Source organism: Sulfitobacter sp. HI0129 (assembly GCF_001635395.1).
In the GTDB taxonomy this organism is placed as follows: domain Bacteria; phylum Pseudomonadota; class Alphaproteobacteria; order Rhodobacterales; family Rhodobacteraceae; genus Sulfitobacter.
On sequence record NZ_LWGH01000387.1, the window covers coordinates 1 to 20,539 of the forward strand.

Here is a 20,539-nt window from a genome sequence, read left to right on the forward strand (position 1 = left end):
CGATACCCGTGAAGCTCACGATCGCTCCCATGCCGCTGCAACCGGCGCTGAATTCTGCGACCTCACGCCCCACATCGAAAGGGGCTTCCGCCACGCTCACCCGCATCTCAGCCCCCCGTCATGGGCGGAAAGAACGCCACTTCGCGCACCCCCGCCAACGGGGCATCGAAATCGGCAAGCTGCTGGTCCACCGCGACGCGCAGAGCAGACAGATCGGCAAAGGCCGCCGCATAGCGCGGTTCGCGCGCGATCAGTTCCTCCACAAGGTCCGTCACCGTCGCGGCTTCGGTCTGCACCTTTTCGCGCGGCAGGCCGATCCGTTCGCGCACCCATGCGAAATACAAGACATCCATCATTTTTCCTCTCTCAGGAAAGGCATGGCTTTCATCAGATAGTCGATACCGGTGATCGCCGTCAGCGTCGCCGCGATCCAGAGCAGCGCCAGCCCGATGATACCGGACCATTCCATGCCCGCCAACTTCCACCGCAGGCCCAGCACGTCCTCCACCTCACCCATCAGGATCTGCTGGACCAGTTCCTGATCCATGCCGAAAACGCTCATGCCGAGGTAATGTTCGAAAACCCCCTGCCCGAAGAGCACCGCGATGGCAATCATCTGCAGGGTGGTCTTCCATTTGGCCAGCTTCGTGACCTTGAGCGTGCCCGCGACATCGCCCAGAAACTCCCGCAGGCCCGATACAAAGACCTCCCGGAACAGGATCACGGTGGCGGGCAGCACCAGCCAGGGCGACCAGCTTGAAAAACCGATGATGACCATCAGCGCGATCACCACCATCGCCTTGTCGGCGATGGGGTCCAGCATGGTGCCCAACTTCGTCTCCTGTTTCCAGGCGCGGGCAAGATAGCCGTCGAACCAGTCGGTCACCGATGCGATGACGAACAGGAGCAGCGCGAACCAGTCGGCGTAGGGCCGTGTGAAATACAGGAACATCACCGCCACGCCGGGGGCCGCGAGAAGACGCAGCAGCGTCAGGACATTGGGTAGGTTCCACTTCATGGCGCCACCCTACAACGCAGGCTGCCGGTCCTAAAGGGCCAAACGCAGCCCCTTCTCATGATCGAAAATACTTTCGAGGGAGCCCGAGGGGGCGGAAAGTCCCTTCGGTCCGGCGGCGGCTGTCACCCCTTTTCGTGGAAATGGGCATAGATGGTTTCGGCCAGCGCGTCCGACACGCCCTCCACCGCCTTGAGATCGTTCAGGTTGGCGCGGGACACCGCCTTGGCCGAACCGAAATGCGCCAGCAGCGCCCGCTTGCGCGCCGCCCCCACGCCGGCGATCTCGTCCAGCGGCGTGGCGCCCACCGCCTTCGCGCGTTTGGCACGGTGCGTTCCGATGGCGAACCGATGCGCCTCGTCCCGCAGGCGCTGCACGAAGTAGAGCACCGGGTCATTGTGCCGCAGCGCCATGGGCCGTTCACCGACGCGGTGGAACTCCTCCTTGCCGGCGTCCCTGTCGATCCCCTTGGCGACGCCCACCATGGGGATATCCTCCACCCCGTGTTCGCGCATGATGCCGGCCACGGCGCTGACCTGCCCCGCGCCCCCATCGATGAGCAGCAGATCCGGCCACAGCCCGCGCGACCGGTCCGGATCCTCCTTCAAAAGCCGTTTGAACCGCCGGGTGAGCACTTCTTTCATCATGCCGAAGTCGTCGCCGGGGGTCAGGCTTTCACCACGGATATTGAACTTGCGGTATTGGTTCTTCATGAAGCCATCCGCCCCCGCGACGATCATCGCGCCCACGGCGTTGGTGCCCTGAATATGCGAGTTGTCGTAGACCTCGATCCGCTGCGGCGGACCGTCGAGGCCGAAGGCCTCTGCCAGCCCGTTCAGCAACTTTGACTGGGTCGCCGTTTCTGCCAGCTTACGGGCCAGCGATTCCCGCGCATTGCGCAACGCGCCTTCGACGAGTTCTGCCTTCTCGCCCCTTTGCGGCACCAGCAGTTCGACCTTGCGCCCGAGCTTGCCAGTCAGCGCCTCGGCCATCAGGTCGGGGTTCTCGATCTCGTGGCTCAGCATCAACTGGCGGGGCGGTTCGCGGGTGTCGTAGAATTGGCCGATGAACGCCTCCAGTACTTCGGCTTCCTCAACGTCCGGGCCGACCCGGGGGTAGTAATCGCGATTGCCCCAGTTCTGGTTTGCGCGGATGAAAAAGACCTGCACACAGGCCTGCCCGCCATCGAGGTGCAGGGCAATGATATCGGCCTCGCGCACGCCTTTGGGGTTGATGCCCTGCGCGGTCTGCACCTGTGTCAGCGCCTTGATCCGGTCGCGCAGGGCGGCGGCGCGTTCGAACTCCATCTCTTCGGAGGCCTTGGCCATATCGGCCGCCAGCCGCGCCTGAATGTCGGTCGTCTTGCCCGAAAGGAACCTTTCGGCGTCGCGTACCGTGCGGGCGTAGTCTTCCTTGCTGATCTTGCCGACACAAGGCGCCGAGCAACGCTTGATCTGATGCTGCAGGCAGGGCCGTGTGCGGCTGTCGAACATGGCGTTCGAACAGTCGCGCAGCAGAAACACCCGCTGAAGCTGATTCAGCGTGCGGTTCACCGCCCCGGCAGAGGCGAAAGGCCCGTAATAGGCCCCCCTCTCCTTCTTTGCGCCCCGGTGCTTCTTGATCTGGGCAAAGTCGTGATCCGCGGTAACGAGAATGTTCGGGAAGCTCTTGTCGTCGCGCAGCAGCACGTTGAACTTGGGCTTCAACTGCTTGATGAGGTTCTGTTCCAGCAACAGCGCTTCGGTTTCCGTCCGGGTAGTCAGGAACATCATCGACGCGGTATTGGCGATCATCCGGGCGATCCGGGGGGTATGACCGGTGGGCCGGGCATAGCTGCTGACCCGGGCACGCAGGTTCCGGGCCTTGCCGACGTAGAGAACCCGACTTTCGGAATCGAGCATGCGATACACGCCAGGCGAGGAATCGATCGTCTTCAGGTAGCCCTGAATGACCTCGTGACCAAGCTTGGGCGATTCGGTCGTCTTGTTCATGATGCGCCCCCTGATTCTATCGCTTCGCCTGCAATGTCCCGCGTTCGGCGGCAAGCCTCAACATGTCCACGGCTTCTGTGGATAACTCTGACGATAAGTTTGAGGGGATCGCGATATCTCGTTGTTTTCAACGCCCTTCACCGCATTGCCTAATTTTTAGGCACTTATATAACGCACTGATTTCGTTGTGCAATTCATTCGCATAGCGTCAAGTGTATGAAAGTATTAGAGTTTTCGTAACACTTTCGTTACGTCTATGAACGCGGTGCACAACTGGGATTGCACAGGAGTTCATTCAACCCCCTGTATATCCGGCGTTCGCCATGCGAGATGCTGGCCCCCGTCCACGCAGAGCAGTTGCCCGGTGACCGCCGGGGCATCCAGAAAGTATCCCAGCGCCGCCGTGATGTCCGATTCGTTCGATCCGCGCTCCAGAATCGTATTGCTGCGTTGCGCGCAGAAATGATCTTCGGATTGGCGCGCGCCTTTTAGCGTGGGGCCGGGTCCGATCGCGTTCACGCGGATCGCGGGGGCCAGTGCGCGGGCCGCCGTCTGGGTCAGCGTCCAGAGGCCGGCTTTGGCCAGCGTATAGGTGGTGAACTCCGGTGTCAGCTTGCGAACACGCTGGTCCACCATGTTGACCACGAGCCCGGTCGCCAGCGGTTCACCTTGCGAATCCCGCTCCGGCTCCAACCCCTGGGCGGCCATCGCCTGTATCAACATCAGCGGGGCGCGTAGATTGCTGGTCATATGCCTGTCCCAACTGTCGAGGGTCGCGGTCGCGATGGTGTCGTATTCGAAGATGGAGGCGTTGTTGATCAGGCAAGTCACCGGTCCGCCCAATGCCTCCGCCGCGCGGGGCAGCAATCCGTCCGTCGCGTCTGCGTCAAGCAGGTCGGCTTGCAGCGCCTCTGCTCGGCCTCCATTGCCTCGTATCGCCTGCACGACTTCTTCCGCACCTTCCGCGGAGGTTGCATAGTGCACGGCCACGTCGTAGCCCCGCGCCCCCAGATAGAGCGCCATCGCGCGCCCCAATCGCTGCCCTGCCCCGGTGATCAACGCACGCGTCATAGAATCCTCATGCCAGAATGAGGAACATATAGGCGCCGTACAGCCCGGCGAGCACGACCCCCCAGATCCTCGTGATATCCATACGGAAATAAACAAAGGGCAGCAGCAACAGCGAGGCGCCCAGCATGACCCAGAGGTCGAACGTCAGGAACTCGGGGTCCACGTCGATGGGTCCGACAAGGCTGGCGATACCGATGATGGCCAGCAGATTGAACATGTTGGAGCCGATGACGTTGCCCAGGGCCACATCCGCCTGACGGCGCAGCGCGGCCATGACCGTGGTGGCAAGCTCCGGCAGGGAAGTGCCGATTGCTACCAACGTCAGCCCGATGACCGTATCGCTTACCCCGTAGGCGGTCGCGATGATCGTCGCATTGTCCACCAGCAGCCCGGCGCCCATTGGCAGACCGATGAGACCCAGAACAAGGTAAACGGCGATGCGCCAGCCCGGCATGTCGGGGTCGAGGCCTTCGATCTCTTCCGTCGGCTCGGCGGTCACCTCGCCATTGGCGCGGCGGTGGTTCTTGGCGTCGCGAAAGGCATCCGACAGCACGAAGGCAAGACCCGCCAGCAGCACGAGGCCCGCGATCCAGTCAAAGACGCCACGAAACGCCAACGCGATGAACAGGACGGATGCCGCCAGCATGAAGTTGTAGGTCTTGCGCGTATCACATTCGGAGGTGTGCATGGTCGCCAGCAAGGCCGGAATGCCCAGCACCATAAGGATGTTGGCCGTGTTCGATCCGACGACATTGCCCAGCGCGATACCCGGCGCGCCATCCAGCACCGCCTTGATGGAAATCAGCAGTTCCGGCGCCGAGGTACCGAAGGCCACGATGGTCAGGCTGACGATGAGGGCTGGCACCCCTAGCCGCAGGCTGAGGTTTACCGCACCTTTCACCAGCGCATCCCCGGCAAGCAGCAGGATCGCGAGACCCAGCCCAGACAACAACCATGGCATCAACATTTAACGGACTCCCTTGCAGCGGCAGGGTCCTTTGCCGATGCGATATCGCCCGCAGTCAGGGCATTTCGTCTGGCGCAGGCGATTACTGCCCAGCCAATGCATTTTTCCGAACCAGGCGAGCAAACCCATGCCCACAAGGAAGAGAAGTACGATCTTGAGAATCATGCGTCAGAGACCGAACCGGGCATAGGCTGCCCGTTCCTCGATGCCCTGAACCGCGTCGCTCAGCACCTGAGCGCCAAATCGTGACAGCAGCGGGCGCTTGACGCCATAGCGGCGAAACGTCGTCTTGTCGCCGAACCGTTGTTTCATGGTGGTGCGCAAGTGCCCGATCCCGTCGATCAGCCCAAGTTCAAGCGCGCGCCGACCAAGCCAGACTTCACCGGTGAACAGCTTGACCGAACCGTCCAGCTTGTCGCCCCGGCGGGTCTTCACATGATCGATGAAGTTGCCGTGAATGTCTTCGAGGAGCCGGTTCAGCCGCTCCACATCCTCCGGCGCCTCGGGGCGGAACGGGTCGAGCATGGATTTCGACTCGCCCGCCGTATGGACGCGACGTTCGATCCCGTGCTCATTGATGAACTGATGCAGGCCGAAAGACGATGAAATGACCCCGATGGAGCCGACAACCGAAGAGGCATCCGCGTGTATTTCATCCGCCGCCGCCGCCAGCCAATAGCCCCCCGAGGCGGCCACGTCCTCCACGAAGGCAAAGACGGGAATCTTCTTTTCATCCGCGAGCCGCCGGATACGCGCCCCGATGAGCGAGGATTGCACCGGGCTGCCGCCGGGGGAGTTGATCTCCAATGCGATGGCGTCGGGCTTGCCACGGCGGAACGCCTTTTCGATTACCGGGCCGAGTGTGCCGTCGTTCAGGGCCGCGCGCGGTTGCGCGCTGATCGTGCCGGCCATGCGGATGATGGCGACGGTCGGGCCAGATTTAATGAAGGGGAGCCATTTTCTCATACTCCCCCACATAGAGCGCCCCCTACGGCCAAACAAGGCGACAGACCAAAGCTCATTCGCGGATGCGCCAGCCCGTCTTGAAAATCCACCAGATGAGACCGAGGCAGATCGCCGTGAAGGCACCGATGGCCAGAAGGCTGGTCAGGATCGGGACATCGGCGGTGCCCGCCTCGCCGTTCCTGAACGAAACCCGGATCGAACGGATCAACGCCGCAAGGTATGAGGGCGACGAGATTGCCGGTGCCCTGGCCGTCATCGGCCCCGACGACCGCGTGCTGGAGATGGGCGCAGGCCTCGGCGTGGTGGGCGGGGTGATCGCGCATAACGCGCGGCCCGCAGCACTCCTGTCGTTCGAAGCCAATCCCGCGATGATCCCCCATATCAGGGCGCTGCACGCGGCCAATCACCTCCGCGGGCGGATTGCACTGCGCAACGAGGTGGTGATCAGCGCGCCGGAACGGCCGGAAACCGCCACTTTCTTTGTGCGCAACTCCTTCCTCGGCTCCTCCCTGATCGACCATGACCACCGTGACACCCGCGCCGTGGAGGTCCCGACAAGCGGCTGGAGCGACGTGGTGGCCGAATTCCGGCCCACGGTGCTGGTGATGGACATCGAAGGCGGAGAGCTGGAGTTTCTACGCCATGCCGATCTGTCCGGCATTCGTGCCGTGGTGATCGAGTTTCACCCCGGCATCTATGGCCGTGCGGGCACGCGTGAATGTAAGTCGATCCTGAGGGCGGCGGGTTTTTCGAAGCTGCCCGGGCCCTCCACCCGATTGGTCTGGGCCTGCACCCGCGAGATCACGGCAGAGCCCGATCCGCCCGGGCCGGGACGGGCCGAAAGCCGGTTCCTGCCGCCTGATCCTGAGGGGGGATGGTCGGGCACGCTCGAACGGGTCGAACGCGCGCGGGTGATCCCGCCCGTCGCCTCGGGCCATGTACAGGTGGCAGGCGTGCTGCGCGCCGACCGAAGCTATTGCGAAAACGCCGGGACGTGGCGCAATGAACGCGCCATCACGCTTCGGCCCCTCATGCCCGAGGGTCCGATCGCCCGATTGGAGGGGCGCTGGCTCTGGGGGGGAATACTGTGGACCTATTTCGCCCATTTCGTGGGCGAAAGCACGGCGCGCCTGTGGGCGTTGGACGCGGTCGATGCGGGGAAGATCGCGGGCATCGCCTTCATGCCGAAGCGGCCTCGCCTCGGCGACACCACCCAACCCTTCCAGCGCGCGTTTCTTGACCTGATGGACATCCGATTGCCGATCCATGTCTGCGCCACGCCCACCGAAATCGAGGAGTTGATCGTACCCGGCCAAGGCTTCGGTCTGGGTGCGATTTCCCGCGGGACGCAGTCCACCCGAGCAACCTTTCGCGCGCGGTTTGGCAGGGGCGTGACGGCGGACGGCCCGGAGCGGCTCTATATCTCACGCTCCGCGCTGGGCGCGAAGCGCGGCGCGCTGATCGGAGAGGGCGAGCTTGAGGCTTATCTGAACGAACAGGGGTATGAGATTTTTCACCCGCAGAACCATCCGTTGGAAGTACAGGTCGCGCGATACAAGGCCGCGCGCCAGATCATCGGCGCAGAAGGCAGCGCCATGCATGTGCTGGCCTTTGCCGCAAGGCCGCACCAACAGATCGCCCTGATCGTGCGGCGGCGATCGCGCGCCACGACTCATATCGCCACACATCTTGAGCATTTCGCAGGCCGCGCGCCCGACGTCATTGAAACGCTTGTCCACACATGGTTGCCGAAAGGCCAGCAAAGGCGGCGACTGGGGGCTGGCGAACTGGACCTGCCTGCCCTTCAGGCGCGGCTCATTGCCGGGGGGTTTGTCGAGACAGGCGCGCCTTGGGCCGCTCTTTCCGCGCAGGCCGTGGAGCAGACGTTAGGTGGGCGCTACGACCTGATCGCGTGATCGCGCGCGGTGGAGCGAGCGTGGCCATGAGAATGGGGTGAGCACACTCGGCCCGGAATCAAGGCGCATCGCGCCGCCGGGCAGCGCCCGACCGCCCCATGGGCGGGCGCTTTGGCACTCTCTGATTTCCTTACGAAAGATGGAGCCATGGATGCACCATAAAGTGGCATCCATACAGGTCAGCGATGCCCACCCGCGGTCGCGCGCAGCCCTGTGTTACAACCCCTTGCCACGTCGCAGCCACCACATAAAACAAAGGGCGCGCCAACCGGCACGCCCCTGTTTCATACGACATGTCGCGGGCGCCTACCCCGCCGTCGCGGATTCCTTTTCGGCATCCGCGTGGATCATCAGCGGGGCCGCTTCGGAGGTCACCGCCTCTTCGTTGACGACGACCTCGGTCACGGTATCCATCCCCGGCAGTTCGAACATCGTGTCGAGCAGGATGTCCTCCAGAATGGACCGCAGACCCCGGGCGCCTGTCTTGCGTTCGATCGCGCGCTTGGCGATGGCGGTCAGCGCATCGTCGGTGAAGGACAGCTGCGTATCCTCCAGTTCGAACAGGCGCTGGTACTGTTTGACGAGCGCGTTCTTCGGCTGGGTCAGGATGGTGACGAGCGCATCCTCGTCCAGATCCTCCAGCGTCGCCAGAACCGGCAGACGGCCCACGAATTCGGGGATGAGACCGAATTTCAGCAGGTCTTCCGGTTCGAGGTCCGTGAAAATCTCACCGATGCCGCGGGCGTCCTTGTCGCGCACATCCGCGCCGAAACCCATGGCAGAGCCCTTGCCCCGCGCCGCGATGATCCGGTCCAGCCCTGCAAAGGCACCGCCGCAGATGAACAGGATGTTCGTCGTGTCCACCTGCAGGAATTCCTGCTGCGGATGCTTGCGCCCACCCTGCGGCGGAACGGAAGCGACCGTACCTTCCATCAGCTTGAGCAGCGCCTGCTGCACGCCTTCACCCGACACATCGCGGGTGATGGAGGGGTTCTCGGACTTGCGGGTGATCTTGTCGACCTCGTCGATATAGACGATGCCGCGCTGCGCGCGCTCCACATTGTATTCGGAGGCCTGCAACAGCTTGAGAATGATGTTCTCCACATCCTCGCCGACATAGCCCGCTTCGGTCAGCGTGGTGGCATCGGCCATGGTGAAGGGCACATCGAGAATACGCGCCAGCGTCTGGGCCAGCAACGTCTTGCCGCAGCCGGTGGGGCCGATCAGCAGAATATTGGATTTCGACAGTTCGATGTCGCCGCCTTTCTGGGCGTGGTTCAGGCGCTTGTAGTGGTTGTGTACGGCCACGGACAGCACACGCTTGGCCATCGCCTGACCGATCACGTAATCGTCGAGAACGTCGCAGATGTCCTTCGGGGTCGGCACACCGTCGGTCGCCTTCAGCCCGCTGGCCTTGGTTTCCTCACGGATGATGTCCATGCACAGTTCGACACATTCGTCGCAGATGAAAACGGTCGGTCCCGCGATCAGTTTGCGGACCTCGTGCTGGCTCTTGCCGCAAAAGCTGCAGTAAAGGGTGTTCTTGCTGTCGCTGCTGGAGTTGTTCGCCATCTCAAACCTTTCAGGTCTGTCGTGTTTGTCTGCCCCTGCCCCGGAGCGGCGTCGCATGGCCCGAGTCTAGGCCAGTGGCCCCGGCGCTACAATCGCAAAATCATGGCGCCGGGGGGCGTATCACTTGTCCTTGCCGCCCTTGGAGGGCGCGTCGGGATCGTCGGCCTTGCCGCGGCTCTCGACGATCTCGTCGATGAGGCCCCAGTCCTTGGCTTCCTCCGGCGACATGAAGTTGTCGCGCTCCAGTGCGTCCTCGACCTTTTTCAGGGTCTGGCCGGTGTGCTTTACGTAGATCTCGTTCAGGCGCTTTTTCAGCTTCTGGGTTTCCTGCGCATGGATCATGATATCCGTCGCCTGACCCTGATAGCCGCCCGAGGGCTGGTGCACCATCACGCGGCTGTTGGGCAGCGAATAGCGCATTCCGGCCTCGCCCGCCGTCAGCAGCAGCGACCCCATGGAGGCCGCCTGCCCGATCACCAGTGTGGAGACCTTGGGCTTGATATACTGCATAGTGTCGTAGATCGACAGACCGGAGGTCACGACACCGCCGGGGCTGTTGATATACATGGAGATTTCCTTTGACGGGTTCTCCGCCTCAAGGTGCAGCAACTGCGCCACGATGAGTGATGACATGCCGTCGTGGACCGGACCGTTCAGGAAGATGATCCGTTCCTTCAGGAGGCGCGAAAAGATGTCATAGGCACGTTCCCCGCGACTGGTCTGTTCGACCACCATGGGGACGAGCGTGTTCATGTAGGTGTCGATGGGATCGTTCATATTGGCCTGCCTGTAGTTCGTTCGCAGGACCATACCCGCAAATCTCTTGGGCTAGAGATTAGTCGCGCGGATGGGGGGGTTCAAGGGGGGCAGCGGCGCGGATGTCGGCCCCGCCGCCCCCCGGGTTTGCGTGCCCTCAGCTCTCGCTTTGCAGATAGGCGATAAGCGCGTCGATGTCCTCTTGCTTGCGCAGGCCGCCGAAGGACATCTTGGTGCCTTTCATGAAGCCGCGCGGCTTGGTGAGGAAACCGGTCAATGCTTCGTGATCCCAGACGAGGCCCGCAGCACCCGCCTCCTGCATCGCCGAGGAATACTTGAACCCTTCGACCGCACCGGCGGGGGCGCCGACGATCCCGGTCAGGATCGGACCTACCCGGTTCTGCGCCTTCTCGCCTACCTGATGGCAGGCCTTGCATTTGCGGAACACCTTCTCACCCGCTTCGACAAGCGCGGGGTCGGGTGTGTTGGCGGGCGGCTCCTGCGTGGGGGCAGGTTCCGTGGCGGCAAGCTCGACCTTCTCCTCCCCGTCGGCGGGGGCATCGACCTTGGCCTCATCCTCTGCCTTCGCCTTTGCCGCGGCCTCCGCCGCTTTCCGGGCGGTCTCCTCCGGTGTCACGTCCAGAACGGCGGCTCGCCCGGTGATCTTCACCTCTGTCTTGCAGTCACTCATGCAGGGTGCTGCGCTGAAGGCCACAAGCTCCGTGCTCTCACGGTCGTCCATGAAGAAACCATCCTCGTTCGGGAGGGAGTGTTCCGCGAAATTTTCCGACGAGAGCACGAAGTCATCGTCCACCTCGTTGTTGAGGTACATCAGGTAGGCGGTGATGGCATAGACTTCGTCCGGCTCCAGCGTCTGGGCCGCACCGAAGGGCATCGCACGGTTCACATAGTCGAAGACCGTCGAAAGATAAGGCCAGTAGCTGCCGATCGTCTTGACCGGGCGCTGATCGGTAAGCGTGCCGAAGCCGCCCGCCAGCACCGGCCAGCGGCCCGTGCCTTCGCCGAAGACCCCGTGGCAGGCGGCGCATTGTGCAGCGAAGATAGCGTCGCCCGTTTCCACGTCACCCTGCCCGGGCGGCAGGCCGGCACCATCGGGCCGCACGTCGATGTCCCAGACGGCGATCTCCTCCGGGGTGACGGCGCGGCCCAGCCCGAGGGGGTCGGCCTGCGCGGCAAATGCGCCGAGCGTCAGGCACAGCCCCAGACCGAGCCCGAGTGTTCCGGGGGCAAATTCAGGAAATCTCGACATTTTCGGCCCTCCCGTCGGCGTCCACGGCCCATGTTTGGATGCCGTTGTTGTGGTAGATCGAATTCTCGCCCCGGACCGCGCGCAGCTGGTCCTTCGTGGGTTGCACGTAGCCGGTGCTGTCATGGGCCCGGCTTTGCAGCAGCAGCGGGCTGCCGTCCCAGTCGAATTCGTAATAGAAGCGGTGCATCGACTTGGGCATGCTGGGCCCGTCCATGCGGGCCTGATGCCAGTTGATACCGCCGTCGAGCGTGACATCGACGCGCGGGATCGTCCCCCGGCCAGACCAGGCCACCCCCGTCAGCACGGTGGGTCCCGGCCCATGGGTGATCGGCGCCTGCGGGCTGGGGTTGGTGATCACGGATTTCGCATCCATCTCCCATGTGAAGCGGCGCGCACTGCCATCTTCGAGCAGGTCCGTGTATTTGCTCGTCTCCTCCCGGTGGTGCCAGGGCTGATCGCCCACTTCCAGACGGCGGAGCCATTTGACCCACATGTTGCCTTCCCACCCCGGCACGACGAGGCGCACGGGATAACCCTGTTCGGGGCGCAGGGCCTCTCCGTTCATCTTGAAGGCGATCATGCAATCGTCGAGCGCCTTTTCCATGGGGATCGAACGGGTCATCCCGGCGGCATCCGCGCCTTCGGCCAAAAGCCATTTACCAGAAGGGATTACACCTGCCTCTTCGAGCAGAAGTTTAAGCGGAATCCCGGTATACATGACGTTATGGATCATGCCGTGGGTGAACTGGCAGCCGTTGAGCTGGGCGCCGCGCCATTCCATCCCGGAGTTGGCGGCGCATTCCAGGAAATACACACGGTTTTCGCGGGGAAAGCGTTTGAGGTCTTCCATGGTGAAGACAAGCGGGCGGTCGACACGCCCGTTGATCATCAGCCGGTAGGCGGCCGGGTCGATCTGGGCGACACCACCGTGATGCCGCTCAAAACACAGCCCGTTCGGGGTAATGATCCCGTCCAGATCATGCAGCGGGGTGAAGTTCACCGAGGATACCGGATCGGCGGTCAGCCACGGGACGGAGCGCCGTTTCACGTCCGCCTCGAACCGCGACGGCAGACCGTAGGGCGCGGCATCGACGCCGACCCCCAATTCCTGCATCCAGGGTTCGATGGCGATCTCGGGCCCGCTGCCCGCCACCGCCCGGCTTGCGGCTCCGCCCGCGGCCAGCGCACCTGCGCCGGTCAGGAACGCCCGCCGCGAAGGGCCGAAACTCTTGTCACCGCTCATGGGAATCCTCCTCGTATAATCAAATTCATTTTATTGAATTTAATCGCCGCTGAGAACCCCTTTCCTTCTAATTTCCGTCGGGAAGAACGAATTCCACGGGCGTGGGCGCGCCTTGCGACACTGTTCCGAGCTTGCCGATATGCGCCTCCACCACATCCCAGATCGGCGGGCCCTCTGTTCCCTCGTTGACCGAGGCCCAGCCCGCGACCACGTAGCTGCGGTCGGGGTCGATCTTTTCGCCGGTGCTGAGCAGTGTCATATTGCTGATGCGGTTGCCCTGCGGCTCGTCGATGTCGATCTTGAACCCCATGCCGCCCACGCGCACCATGTCCCCGCCCTGCTGAAGGTAAGGATCGGGGTTGAACAGGTTGTCGCCCACGTCTTCCAGAACGATTTTCAGGAATTCGCCTGTCATTTCCGTGCGGTAGGCGTTGGGATAGGTCATCGCCGTGACGGCGTAGATGTCTTCGCGGGTGATGTCCTGCCCCGGCAGCAGCGACGGCCCCCAGCGCACACCGGGGCTGAGCGAAATCTCGGCGTCGCGTTCCTCCAGCAGCGCCTCGCAGATCAGATCGTCCCACGAGCCATTGAAATTTCCGCGCCGGTAAAGCAGCGCGTCGGTCTTGCCCACCACATGGGTCAGGTCGTCGATGAAGGGCGCGCGCTGCGCGTCGATCAGCGCGGTGATCTCAGGATCGGGGGCGATCAGATCGCTGAAGATCGGGATCAGCTTGTGGCGCAGCCCCATCATCCGGCCATCGCGCACGTCTAAATCCACGCGACTGACGAATTTACCGTTGGAACCGGAGGCGATGATATGGGTCTGACCGACCTGCACGGGTTCGGGCAGCGCGTCATGGGTATGGCCCGACAGGATCACGTCGATGCCGGTGACGATCCCGGCCATCTTCTTGTCCACGTCAAAGCCGTTGTGGCTGAGGCAGACGACCAGTTCCGCGCCCTGCGCGCGCACCTCGTCGACCATTTCCTGCATATGCGCGTCACGGATGCCAAAGGAGTATTCCGGGAACATCCAGCCCGGATTGGCGATTGGCATATAGGGAAAGGCCTGCCCGATCACGGCGATCTTCACCCCGCCGCGTTCAAAGAATTCATAAGGTTTGAACAGCTCCGCCGGTTCGTCCCATTCCGCGTCGAAGATGTTCTGGCCCAAGGCCGCGAAGGGCAGCCCCTCCACCAGTTCGGTCACACGGTCCGTGCCCAGCGTGAATTCCCAGTGAAAGGTCATCGCATCGGGTTTCAGCGCGTTCATCACGTTCACCATGTCCTGGCCTGCGGTGCGCAGGCAGGTCAGCGAGCCGTGCCATGTATCGCCCCCATCCAGCAGCAGGGCGTCGGGCCGGTCGGCGCGGATGGCGTTGAGAACGGTCGCCACCCGGTCAAGCCCGCCGACCTTGCCATAGGCGCCTGCCAGCGCCACGAAGTCGTCATAGGTCAGCGCATAGTCCAGCGGCGTGCCGCCCCCGATCCCGTAGCGCATGCGGAAATCCTCCCCCGTGATATGGGGCACCTTTCCGTGGTTCTCACCCACACCGATATTGATCGCAGGCTCGCGGAAGTAGAGCGGTTTGAGCTGGCCGTGAATGTCGGTGATATGCATCAGCGTGACATTTCCGAAGGTGTCGAACTCCAGCAACTTGTCCTGATCGAAGCGGTCCTGCGCGGCCAGCCGCGCCCAGCTGCCAAAACCGGACGCCCCGTAGAGCGAGGCGGCGGCCATCGACATTTGCAGAAAGTCACGGCGGGACATCATGGCGGAAATTCCTTTCGGTAGAGCGCAGAAAACAGGCCCCCGCGCTTCGCGCGCGGGGGCTGCCGTATCACATGGTCATCGGATCAGTTGCGGACGGAGGGGCTTTCGACCGGCAGGCCGTTGCCCCGGCTCGCGACGTAAAGTTCAAGCGCCTTGAACTCGTCCCCGCCCTCGGCGAAGGGCTGCGCGCGAATGTTCTTCATGCAGCCCTTGAACCGCCCGTGCACGGTGTTGATCTTGGCGTTCTTCAGCCGGTAGTTCGGAAAACCGTTGGTCTGCCCCTGCGACAGGTGATCGGCGCGGATCATCATGTCGTAGTTGTTTTCGTGGCAGTTGGAACAGGCCAGATCAAGCTGCCCGTAGCGGGTATAGTAGATCTCCTTGCCCTGCTCCCAGAAGGGGGCGGCGGCACCGTCGATCGCAACATCGACCGGCATCCCGCGTGACTGCAGGCTGATCAGAGCCGTCATCGCCGACATCTCCGGCCCGGACCACTTCCAGGCGTCTGCCTGCATGCGTTCGGTGCGGCATTCGTTGATGACGTCGGGCATGGATTCCAGCTCGCCCTCTTCGTTGACCCGCGGCATGCTGGCCTTCAGTCCGGCGAATTCCTCGGCGCTTTCGTGGCAATCGGCGCAGGCCTTGCCGGCATCGCCCTCGGCCGTTTCGAACAGCTCCTGCCCGACATCGACGAAGATCATCCCCGGATTGTCGAAATCGTCCATCTGCAGGGCCTGGGTTTCCTTGGTCCGGTACACCCAGCCGGAGGTAATTTCATCGATGGCATCCATATGGGAAGGCGCCGGAACCCGTGTCGGCAGTTCGATCTCACCATTGATGATGAGCTTTGGCTCCTCCGCCAGCGCGCCCGTTGCCAGCAGCGCAGCAAGCGCGGCGCCCTTCAGAACGATCCGTTTCATATGTTTCCTCCCGATACGCACCCTAGCCGATGGCGATGCTTTTGCTCTCTTCGTAGACAGACCCGTCGTCATCGTACCAAGTGAACTTGAACTCCCCGGCTTCGGGCACCTTGGCCTCGAATTCGAAATAGGGGTTGGTCGATACAGCCGGTTCGATGGTCACATCGATGACGTTCTCGCCGTTGAAATCGCAGGTGAAGCGATTGATGATCGAGCGTGGGATCACGTTGCCGTCGCTGTCCTTGCGCTGGCCGCTTTCCATCTTGTGGCTGATCAGGGTCTTGATGGTGATGACCTCACCGGCCTCGGCCGATTTGGGCACCTTGACGCGGGGTTTTACACCTTTGGCCATGTTCTAACTCCTGGAAATAAAGGGATAATGCGTGGCGATCAGCCGCCGCAGCCCCCGATTGTGACTTTGACCGGCGCGGATGTGCGGGTGAAGCTGCCGTCTTCCATCCGCGCGATGGCGATGACGTCCTGGCTCTGTGCGAGGCGGATCCGGGTGGACGCGCTGCGCGACCCGGCCAGCGGACCGAAGTTGAAGGTCCCCACGTCGGGGTTCGGGTTGCCCGTGGCCAGCAGCATGATCGACGTGGCGCCCGGGGCGCTCACCTCGACGGGGACGGTATTGCCGTTCTCGGCGATTTCCGGCGTCGTCAACTCGATGCCGCCCTCGCCTACTTCCGCGCCGCCCGTGAAGGCGGCGATGGCCTCTTCGGTGCTTGCGAAGCTTGCGCCGGGCATCGCGGCCAGAGCGGCAGCCCCCAGCCCCAGCGCCAGCGTTTCACGTCTTGTGAAGGTCATTGCATATTCTCCTGTCGTTCCTGCCCCGCAACGGGGGCGGTATCCTATTCTTTCAGCAGCATCAGGTAGGCGACGAGGTCTTCCACCTGCTGTGCGCTCAGGATCGTCTTGTCTTCGAAGCCCTTGAGGGGCCGATTGATGGTCCGCGCATTGTAAAATGCGGGCATGATCGTTCCTTCGAACACTTCCTTGGCATTCACCACGATGGCGCGCAGCTCCGCCTCGCTCCAGCGGTCGCCCACGCCATCCAGCATGGGGCCGATCTGACCGTGAAAGGCCTGTTCGGCCAAATCCTCGTTGGCGTGGCAGGCAAGACAATTGCCCAGCTTGCGGTTGGCAAAGACTTCACGCCCCTCCGCAGGATTGCCCGGCTCGCCGGTCAGCGATTGGGGTACTGCCCCATCCGTGAAGCTTACCTGCTGCGGTGAAATCGATTCCGCCGAAGCGAAACCGGCACTTGCCAGCACGGCCAGCGTGGCCATCGTTTTCAGGTACATCGCGGCTCCTCCCGTCTGTGGGTCACGTTTCCGTGCGACCCTTGTGAAAAGCCTACGGCAGCGACCGGTCCACACGCAACAACAAATTCAAACTTTTGAATGGCAGGATTTCACCTAGCTGCCAATGTTGCCGATCAGTCCGTTTTTCCGTCGTTCCGTTCCGCAACGCGTCGGGCGTGATACTGCTTGAAATCTTCCTTCCCGTCAGGGGCATAGCGCTTTTCGTTAACCCAAGTGAGCAAGTCGATCGTCGTGTCGACAGGCAGTGCACCTGGTATTGTCACCACGGCCGCCCCAGAGGCCGAAAGCCCCTCCTCCACCTCTTCGGGCAGGAACATCATGGTAGGCGTGAACTGAATTCCCCATTTCCGGGCCATGTCCTTTTCGGACAGCGACTCGCCGTCCAAATCTGTCACTTCCACATCGCCCCTCAGGTTCAGTTGTACGACGAAGAAGTTGTCTTCGATGTAGCGGGTGATCTCGGGCACGGGAAACACCTCCTCGTGCATCTTCTTGCAATAGATGCAGCCCTCCTGCTCGAATATCAGCATCAGGCGCTTGCCCTCTTCCGTGGCTTCGGCGAGGTCATCGTTCATGTCCTTGAACGTCTCGCGCATCCACGGCGTCTTGTGCAGCCCGTCGTCGCCCAGTTCAGCCGCCGCAAGGGGCAGGCCCAAGACCACAGCCATCAGTGTCATCAGTTTGCGCATGTCTTGCCTTCCTTTCCGTCAGCCGAGAGAGGTGAATGACGGGAACCACTGGATCATCGCATTCGCGATAAGCCGGATGCCGCCGGTCACGATGAGTATAGCAAAGAGGATCAGCATCACCCCCATCGCCCGTTCGACCCAGATCACCATACCACGATTCCGGGAAGCCCAGCGCAGGAAAGGCTTGGCGAAAGCCGCGGCGAGGATGAAGGGCGCCGTCATGCCGAAGCCGTAGACCGCCAGAAGTGTACCCCCGCGCCAGATGTCGCCCATGCCGCTGGCAATCATCAGGATCGCCGCGAGCGCGGGCCCGACGCAGGGCGTCCAGCCAAAGCCGAAGGCCAGCCCCATCACATAGCTTCCCCAGACGGACCCCGGCGCGCCGCCGTCGCCCAGCCGCGCTTCGCGGTAGAGCAGCGGGACCCGGATCACACCGAGAAAGTGCAGACCGAAAAGTGTCAGTATCCCGGCGGCGACCCAGGAAAGTTCTTCCATATAGCTAGAGAAGACTTTGCCGAGCGCGGTGGCCCCCATGCCCAGCAGCACGAAGATCGTCGTGACCCCCAGCGCGAAAAGCACGGAAGACAGCAGCAAGCGCCGCTGCGCGCCGGGTGCGATGGCCCCGTCCCCCCGCAGTTCGGACATGCCCAGCCCGCCCATGTAGGACAGGTAGAACGGCAGCATGGGCAACACGCAGGGGGTGAGGAAGCTGAGCAACCCGGCCAGCAGCGCGCCGATGAAGGTGATATCGAACATTCGTGGCCTTTCAGCGCGTCCGGCAGGACGCTTGAATAATTCACATATTCAAATTACGTTGAGTGTCACGCTCTCGTCAATCGGATGTACCCCCTTGGCCCGGATCCTCACCCTTTGCATGACCCTTGCGGCTGGCCTTACTGCTGCGGCATTCGTCACCCCCGCCCATGCGGCGGAACTGGTGATGGTGGATGAAAAGGGCTGCATCTACTGCGAACAGTGGAACGCGGAAATCGGCCCCATCTATCCCAAGACCGCCGAAGGCAGGTTCGCCCCCCTGCGCAAGATCGACATCGGTGACATCGACGAGGCGATCGAGCTGGACCGCCGGGTGAACTTCACCCCCACCTTTATCGTGGTGGAGGATGAGGCCGAGCTGGCCCGGATCGAAGGTTACCCCGGCCCGGACTTTTTCTGGCCCCTGCTGGACCGTATGCTGCGCGATGTGACCGACTATGCGGGAGAGGACGGATGAAACATACACTGAGGGCCATCGCGCCCTCCCGGATAGGCACCATCGCGGAGGACGGCACGTTTTGAGGAAGCCAGCACAATGACCGCATTGCCCAAGATCACGCCCGACATGTCCGAAGAGGACATGGACCGGATGCTTTCGAACGCGGTGACCGCCTCCAACTTCCTCAAGGCGATCAGCCACGAAGGCCGCCTGATGATCCTGTGCCATCTTGTGTCGGGTGAGAAATCCGTCACCGAACTCGAAGACCTTTTGTCCGCCCGGCAGGCGGCGGTGTCCCAGCAGCTGTCGCGGCTGCGGCTCGAAAGGCTGGTGGTGCCGCGCCGCGAGGGCAAGACCATTTACTACCGGCTGGCCGACGACCGCCCGCGCAAGATGCTCGAACTCGTCTACGAGCTTTTCTGCAAAGATGATTGATCTCATCGGACAACCGCTGACGGCGGCCCTCGCGGGCGCTTTCGGCGGTGTCCTGTTGGGGCTTGCCGCGCGGCTGGGCCGCTTCTGCACGCTGGGCGCCATCGAAGACGCGCTCTATGGCGGGTCGTTCCTCCGGCTGCGCATGTGGGGCATGGCCATCGGGGTCTCCATCCTCGGCACCTTCGGACTGGCGGCGCTGGGGCTGCTGCCGCTGGGTCAGACCCTCTACCTCGGTGTGACCTTCTCGGCCTCGGCCTCCATCCTTGGCGGGCTCGCCTTCGGCTACGGCATGGCGATGTCGGGCAACTGCGCCTATGGGGCGCTGGCGCGGCTGGGCGGGGGCGACCTGCGCAGCTTTGTCATCGTGCTGGTCATGGGCCTTGCCGCCTTTGCCACGCTGACGGGGCCGCTGGCCTTCCTTCGCGTCTATCTCTTCCCCCGCGCGCTCGAAACCGGGCAACCGGATGGTGTCGCCCATGCGCTGGGCGGGCTGCTGGGGCTGGGGCCGGTCGTGCCGGGGCTGGCACTCGGTCTGGCGCTCTGTGCCGCGATGCTCGCGGCACCCTCCTTTCGCGGCAATATACGTGCCGTGCTATGGTCCTGCGTCGTGGGGCTGGCGATCATGTCGGGCTGGGCGCTGACCGCCTGGATTGCCCGGACCGGCTTTGCCCCCCAGACGATCGTTTCCCACAGCTACGCGGCACCCCTGGGCGATACCCTGATGTTCGCGATGCAGGGATCGGTGCGCCCGTTAAGCTTTGGCATCGGCTCTGTCGCCGGGGTCTGGCTGGGGGCGTTCCTCGGCTCGCTCTGGCGCGGCCACTTCCGCTGGGAAGCCTGCGAGGACCCGCGCGAATTGCGCCGCCAGATACTGGGTGCGGCACTGATGGGGGTGGGCGCGGTTGTCGCCATGGGCTGTACCATCGGCCAGGGAATCTCAGCCATATCGGTGCTGTCGTTCAGCGGGCCGGTCACGCTGGCCGCCATCGGTGTGGGCGCCGCCATCGGCCTGCGCCAGTTGATCGAAGGGTTCGGTCGCGCCCCGGTCTGACCGATAGGCGGCTTGCCGTTCTCTTTCGTACCTTTCACGCAAAACTCTCGCGCTTGTCATCTGGCTGTGACAGAATCGCAGCAATTCCTGCATCGGTCCACCAGAGAGGAAAGCTGCCATGAACCGCCGAGACATCGTCAACGATCCCGCCATCGGTAACCGCGCCGAAGCCTTCGAGGCTTTCGACGACATCCCCACCAACCCGGATCTGTCGCGCACCATCGGGGATGTGATCAACGCCCGCTACGGCCGCCGCGACATGCTGAAGGGCATGTTGGGCGTTACCGCCTCCACCGCGCTCTTCGGCACATCCGCTCTGGTCGCCCCCACCCCGGCAGGTGCTGCCCCCACCAGCCGCTACGTCT

Annotated in this window: 21 protein-coding genes and 2 pseudogenes; 5 read left to right on the forward strand and 18 right to left on the reverse strand. The window is 63.0% G+C overall.

Annotated elements, in window-relative coordinates:
• Positions 1-107: 107 nt before the first annotated feature.
• From moaD to A3764_RS25975, 7 genes and pseudogenes are all read right to left on the reverse strand, one after another.
• Positions 108-353 carry a molybdopterin converting factor subunit 1 gene (gene moaD / locus A3764_RS10010; RefSeq protein ID WP_067924823.1) on the reverse strand — a complete coding sequence of 82 codons (246 nt, stop codon included), beginning with the start codon at positions 351-353 and terminating at the stop codon, positions 108-110.
• Positions 353-1,018 carry a CDP-diacylglycerol--glycerol-3-phosphate 3-phosphatidyltransferase gene (gene pgsA, locus A3764_RS10015; RefSeq protein WP_067924834.1) on the reverse strand — a complete coding sequence of 222 codons (666 nt, stop codon included), beginning with the start codon at positions 1,016-1,018 and terminating at the stop codon, positions 353-355. Before pgsA ends, moaD begins: the two co-directional genes overlap by 1 nt.
• 122 nt (positions 1,019-1,140) lie before the next feature.
• Complete coding sequence (gene uvrC, locus A3764_RS10020; RefSeq protein ID WP_067924837.1) at positions 1,141-3,006, reverse strand: excinuclease ABC subunit UvrC; 1,866 nt, start codon at positions 3,004-3,006, stop codon at positions 1,141-1,143.
• A 291-nt stretch (positions 3,007-3,297) separates the two neighbouring features.
• The gene (locus A3764_RS10025; RefSeq protein WP_067924839.1) at positions 3,298-4,077 is read right to left on the reverse strand and encodes an SDR family oxidoreductase; all 780 of its coding nucleotides are present in this window, start codon (positions 4,075-4,077) and stop codon (positions 3,298-3,300) included.
• Positions 4,078-4,084: 7 nt separating this feature from the next.
• Positions 4,085-5,044: a calcium/sodium antiporter gene (locus A3764_RS10030; protein WP_443069025.1), complete on the reverse strand. Its 960-nt coding sequence runs from the start codon at positions 5,042-5,044 to the stop codon at positions 4,085-4,087.
• Positions 5,045-5,212: 168 nt separating this feature from the next.
• Positions 5,213-6,010 (reverse strand): S49 family peptidase, encoded by a 798-nt coding sequence (locus A3764_RS10035; RefSeq protein ID WP_067924843.1) that lies wholly within the window; start codon positions 6,008-6,010, stop codon positions 5,213-5,215.
• Positions 6,011-6,062: 52 nt separating this feature from the next.
• Positions 6,063-6,176 (reverse strand): annotated as a pseudogene (locus tag A3764_RS25975) (ABC transporter permease); the annotation flags it as partial.
• On the opposite strand from A3764_RS25975, the gene A3764_RS10040 reads away from it, so the two are divergent.
• Positions 6,136-7,926 carry an FkbM family methyltransferase gene (locus A3764_RS10040; RefSeq protein WP_067951553.1) on the forward strand — a complete coding sequence of 597 codons (1,791 nt, stop codon included), beginning with the start codon at positions 6,136-6,138 and terminating at the stop codon, positions 7,924-7,926. The pseudogene A3764_RS25975 and the gene A3764_RS10040 overlap by 41 nt on opposite strands.
• 306 nt (positions 7,927-8,232) lie before the next feature.
• On the opposite strand, the gene clpX is transcribed toward A3764_RS10040, so the two are convergent.
• The 11 genes from clpX to A3764_RS10095 all read right to left on the reverse strand — a co-directional run bounded on the left by clpX (position 8,233) and on the right by A3764_RS10095 (position 18,231).
• Positions 8,233-9,498, reverse strand: coding sequence for an ATP-dependent Clp protease ATP-binding subunit ClpX (gene clpX / locus A3764_RS10045; protein WP_067921791.1), 1,266 nt, complete (start codon positions 9,496-9,498; stop codon positions 8,233-8,235).
• A 120-nt stretch (positions 9,499-9,618) separates the two neighbouring features.
• Positions 9,619-10,275 (reverse strand): ATP-dependent Clp protease proteolytic subunit, encoded by a 657-nt coding sequence (locus A3764_RS10050; protein ID WP_067921812.1) that lies wholly within the window; start codon positions 10,273-10,275, stop codon positions 9,619-9,621.
• A 136-nt stretch (positions 10,276-10,411) separates the two neighbouring features.
• A complete protein-coding gene (locus A3764_RS10055; protein ID WP_067951550.1) occupies positions 10,412-11,524 on the reverse strand; it encodes a c-type cytochrome in 1,113 nt (370 codons plus the stop codon).
• Positions 11,508-12,767, reverse strand: a complete 1,260-nt coding sequence (soxC, locus tag A3764_RS10060) for a sulfite dehydrogenase (RefSeq protein WP_067928033.1) — start codon at positions 12,765-12,767, stop codon at positions 11,508-11,510. The genes A3764_RS10055 and soxC overlap by 17 nt, the downstream gene beginning before the upstream one ends.
• A 67-nt stretch (positions 12,768-12,834) precedes the next feature.
• Positions 12,835-14,541 carry a thiosulfohydrolase SoxB gene (soxB, locus tag A3764_RS10065; protein ID WP_067928036.1) on the reverse strand — a complete coding sequence of 569 codons (1,707 nt, stop codon included), beginning with the start codon at positions 14,539-14,541 and terminating at the stop codon, positions 12,835-12,837.
• Positions 14,542-14,624: 83 nt separating this feature from the next.
• Positions 14,625-15,461, reverse strand: coding sequence for a sulfur oxidation c-type cytochrome SoxA (gene soxA, locus A3764_RS10070; protein WP_067928039.1), 837 nt, complete (start codon positions 15,459-15,461; stop codon positions 14,625-14,627).
• 22 nt (positions 15,462-15,483) lie between these two features.
• Positions 15,484-15,813 (reverse strand): thiosulfate oxidation carrier complex protein SoxZ, encoded by a 330-nt coding sequence (gene soxZ, locus A3764_RS10075; protein WP_067928042.1) that lies wholly within the window; start codon positions 15,811-15,813, stop codon positions 15,484-15,486.
• 38 nt (positions 15,814-15,851) lie between these two features.
• Positions 15,852-16,268, reverse strand: coding sequence for a thiosulfate oxidation carrier protein SoxY (gene soxY, locus A3764_RS10080; RefSeq protein WP_067928044.1), 417 nt, complete (start codon positions 16,266-16,268; stop codon positions 15,852-15,854).
• A 44-nt stretch (positions 16,269-16,312) separates the two neighbouring features.
• Positions 16,313-16,765, reverse strand: coding sequence for a sulfur oxidation c-type cytochrome SoxX (gene soxX, locus A3764_RS10085; protein WP_067928046.1), 453 nt, complete (start codon positions 16,763-16,765; stop codon positions 16,313-16,315).
• A gap of 134 nt (positions 16,766-16,899) precedes the next feature.
• Complete coding sequence (locus A3764_RS10090) at positions 16,900-17,475, reverse strand: thioredoxin family protein (RefSeq protein WP_067928049.1); 576 nt, start codon at positions 17,473-17,475, stop codon at positions 16,900-16,902.
• A gap of 18 nt (positions 17,476-17,493) precedes the next feature.
• Positions 17,494-18,231 (reverse strand): cytochrome c biogenesis CcdA family protein, encoded by a 738-nt coding sequence (locus A3764_RS10095; protein ID WP_067951551.1) that lies wholly within the window; start codon positions 18,229-18,231, stop codon positions 17,494-17,496.
• 94 nt (positions 18,232-18,325) lie between these two features.
• On the opposite strand from A3764_RS10095, the gene A3764_RS10100 reads away from it, so the two are divergent.
• From A3764_RS10100 to A3764_RS10115, 4 genes and pseudogenes are all read left to right on the forward strand, one after another.
• A complete protein-coding gene (locus A3764_RS10100) occupies positions 18,326-18,706 on the forward strand; it encodes a hypothetical protein (protein WP_443069371.1) in 381 nt (126 codons plus the stop codon).
• Between the two features lie 78 nt (positions 18,707-18,784).
• Positions 18,785-19,123 carry an ArsR/SmtB family transcription factor gene (locus A3764_RS10105; protein WP_067923733.1) on the forward strand — a complete coding sequence of 113 codons (339 nt, stop codon included), beginning with the start codon at positions 18,785-18,787 and terminating at the stop codon, positions 19,121-19,123.
• Positions 19,116-20,174 (forward strand): YeeE/YedE family protein, encoded by a 1,059-nt coding sequence (locus A3764_RS10110; protein ID WP_067951552.1) that lies wholly within the window; start codon positions 19,116-19,118, stop codon positions 20,172-20,174. The genes A3764_RS10105 and A3764_RS10110 overlap by 8 nt, the downstream gene beginning before the upstream one ends.
• A 118-nt stretch (positions 20,175-20,292) precedes the next feature.
• Positions 20,293-20,539 (forward strand): annotated as a pseudogene (locus A3764_RS10115) (dTDP-glucose 4,6-dehydratase); the annotation flags it as partial.

What these genes read in the sequence shown, in the direction of transcription:
- moaD (WP_067924823.1), bottom strand. Translation starts at nt 353, where the DNA reads ATGGATGTCTTGTATTTCGCATGGGTGCGCGAACGGATCGGCCTGCCG.
- pgsA (WP_067924834.1), bottom strand. Translation starts at nt 1,018, where the DNA reads ATGAAGTGGAACCTACCCAATGTCCTGACGCTGCTGCGTCTTCTCGCG.
- uvrC (WP_067924837.1), bottom strand. Translation starts at nt 3,006, where the DNA reads ATGAACAAGACGACCGAATCGCCCAAGCTTGGTCACGAGGTCATTCAG.
- A3764_RS10025 (WP_067924839.1), bottom strand. Translation starts at nt 4,077, where the DNA reads ATGACGCGTGCGTTGATCACCGGGGCAGGGCAGCGATTGGGGCGCGCG.
- A3764_RS10030 (WP_443069025.1), bottom strand. Translation starts at nt 5,044, where the DNA reads ATGTTGATGCCATGGTTGTTGTCTGGGCTGGGTCTCGCGATCCTGCTG.
- A3764_RS10035 (WP_067924843.1), bottom strand. Translation starts at nt 6,010, where the DNA reads ATGAGAAAATGGCTCCCCTTCATTAAATCTGGCCCGACCGTCGCCATC.
- A3764_RS10040 (WP_067951553.1), top strand. Translation starts at nt 6,136, where the DNA reads ATGGCCAGAAGGCTGGTCAGGATCGGGACATCGGCGGTGCCCGCCTCG.
- clpX (WP_067921791.1), bottom strand. Translation starts at nt 9,498, where the DNA reads ATGGCGAACAACTCCAGCAGCGACAGCAAGAACACCCTTTACTGCAGC.
- A3764_RS10050 (WP_067921812.1), bottom strand. Translation starts at nt 10,275, where the DNA reads ATGAACGATCCCATCGACACCTACATGAACACGCTCGTCCCCATGGTG.
- A3764_RS10055 (WP_067951550.1), bottom strand. Translation starts at nt 11,524, where the DNA reads ATGTCGAGATTTCCTGAATTTGCCCCCGGAACACTCGGGCTCGGTCTG.
- soxC (WP_067928033.1), bottom strand. Translation starts at nt 12,767, where the DNA reads ATGAGCGGTGACAAGAGTTTCGGCCCTTCGCGGCGGGCGTTCCTGACC.
- soxB (WP_067928036.1), bottom strand. Translation starts at nt 14,541, where the DNA reads ATGATGTCCCGCCGTGACTTTCTGCAAATGTCGATGGCCGCCGCCTCG.
- soxA (WP_067928039.1), bottom strand. Translation starts at nt 15,461, where the DNA reads ATGAAACGGATCGTTCTGAAGGGCGCCGCGCTTGCTGCGCTGCTGGCA.
- soxZ (WP_067928042.1), bottom strand. Translation starts at nt 15,813, where the DNA reads ATGGCCAAAGGTGTAAAACCCCGCGTCAAGGTGCCCAAATCGGCCGAG.
- soxY (WP_067928044.1), bottom strand. Translation starts at nt 16,268, where the DNA reads ATGACCTTCACAAGACGTGAAACGCTGGCGCTGGGGCTGGGGGCTGCC.
- soxX (WP_067928046.1), bottom strand. Translation starts at nt 16,765, where the DNA reads ATGTACCTGAAAACGATGGCCACGCTGGCCGTGCTGGCAAGTGCCGGT.
- A3764_RS10090 (WP_067928049.1), bottom strand. Translation starts at nt 17,475, where the DNA reads ATGCGCAAACTGATGACACTGATGGCTGTGGTCTTGGGCCTGCCCCTT.
- A3764_RS10095 (WP_067951551.1), bottom strand. Translation starts at nt 18,231, where the DNA reads ATGTTCGATATCACCTTCATCGGCGCGCTGCTGGCCGGGTTGCTCAGC.
- A3764_RS10105 (WP_067923733.1), top strand. Translation starts at nt 18,785, where the DNA reads ATGACCGCATTGCCCAAGATCACGCCCGACATGTCCGAAGAGGACATG.
- A3764_RS10110 (WP_067951552.1), top strand. Translation starts at nt 19,116, where the DNA reads ATGATTGATCTCATCGGACAACCGCTGACGGCGGCCCTCGCGGGCGCT.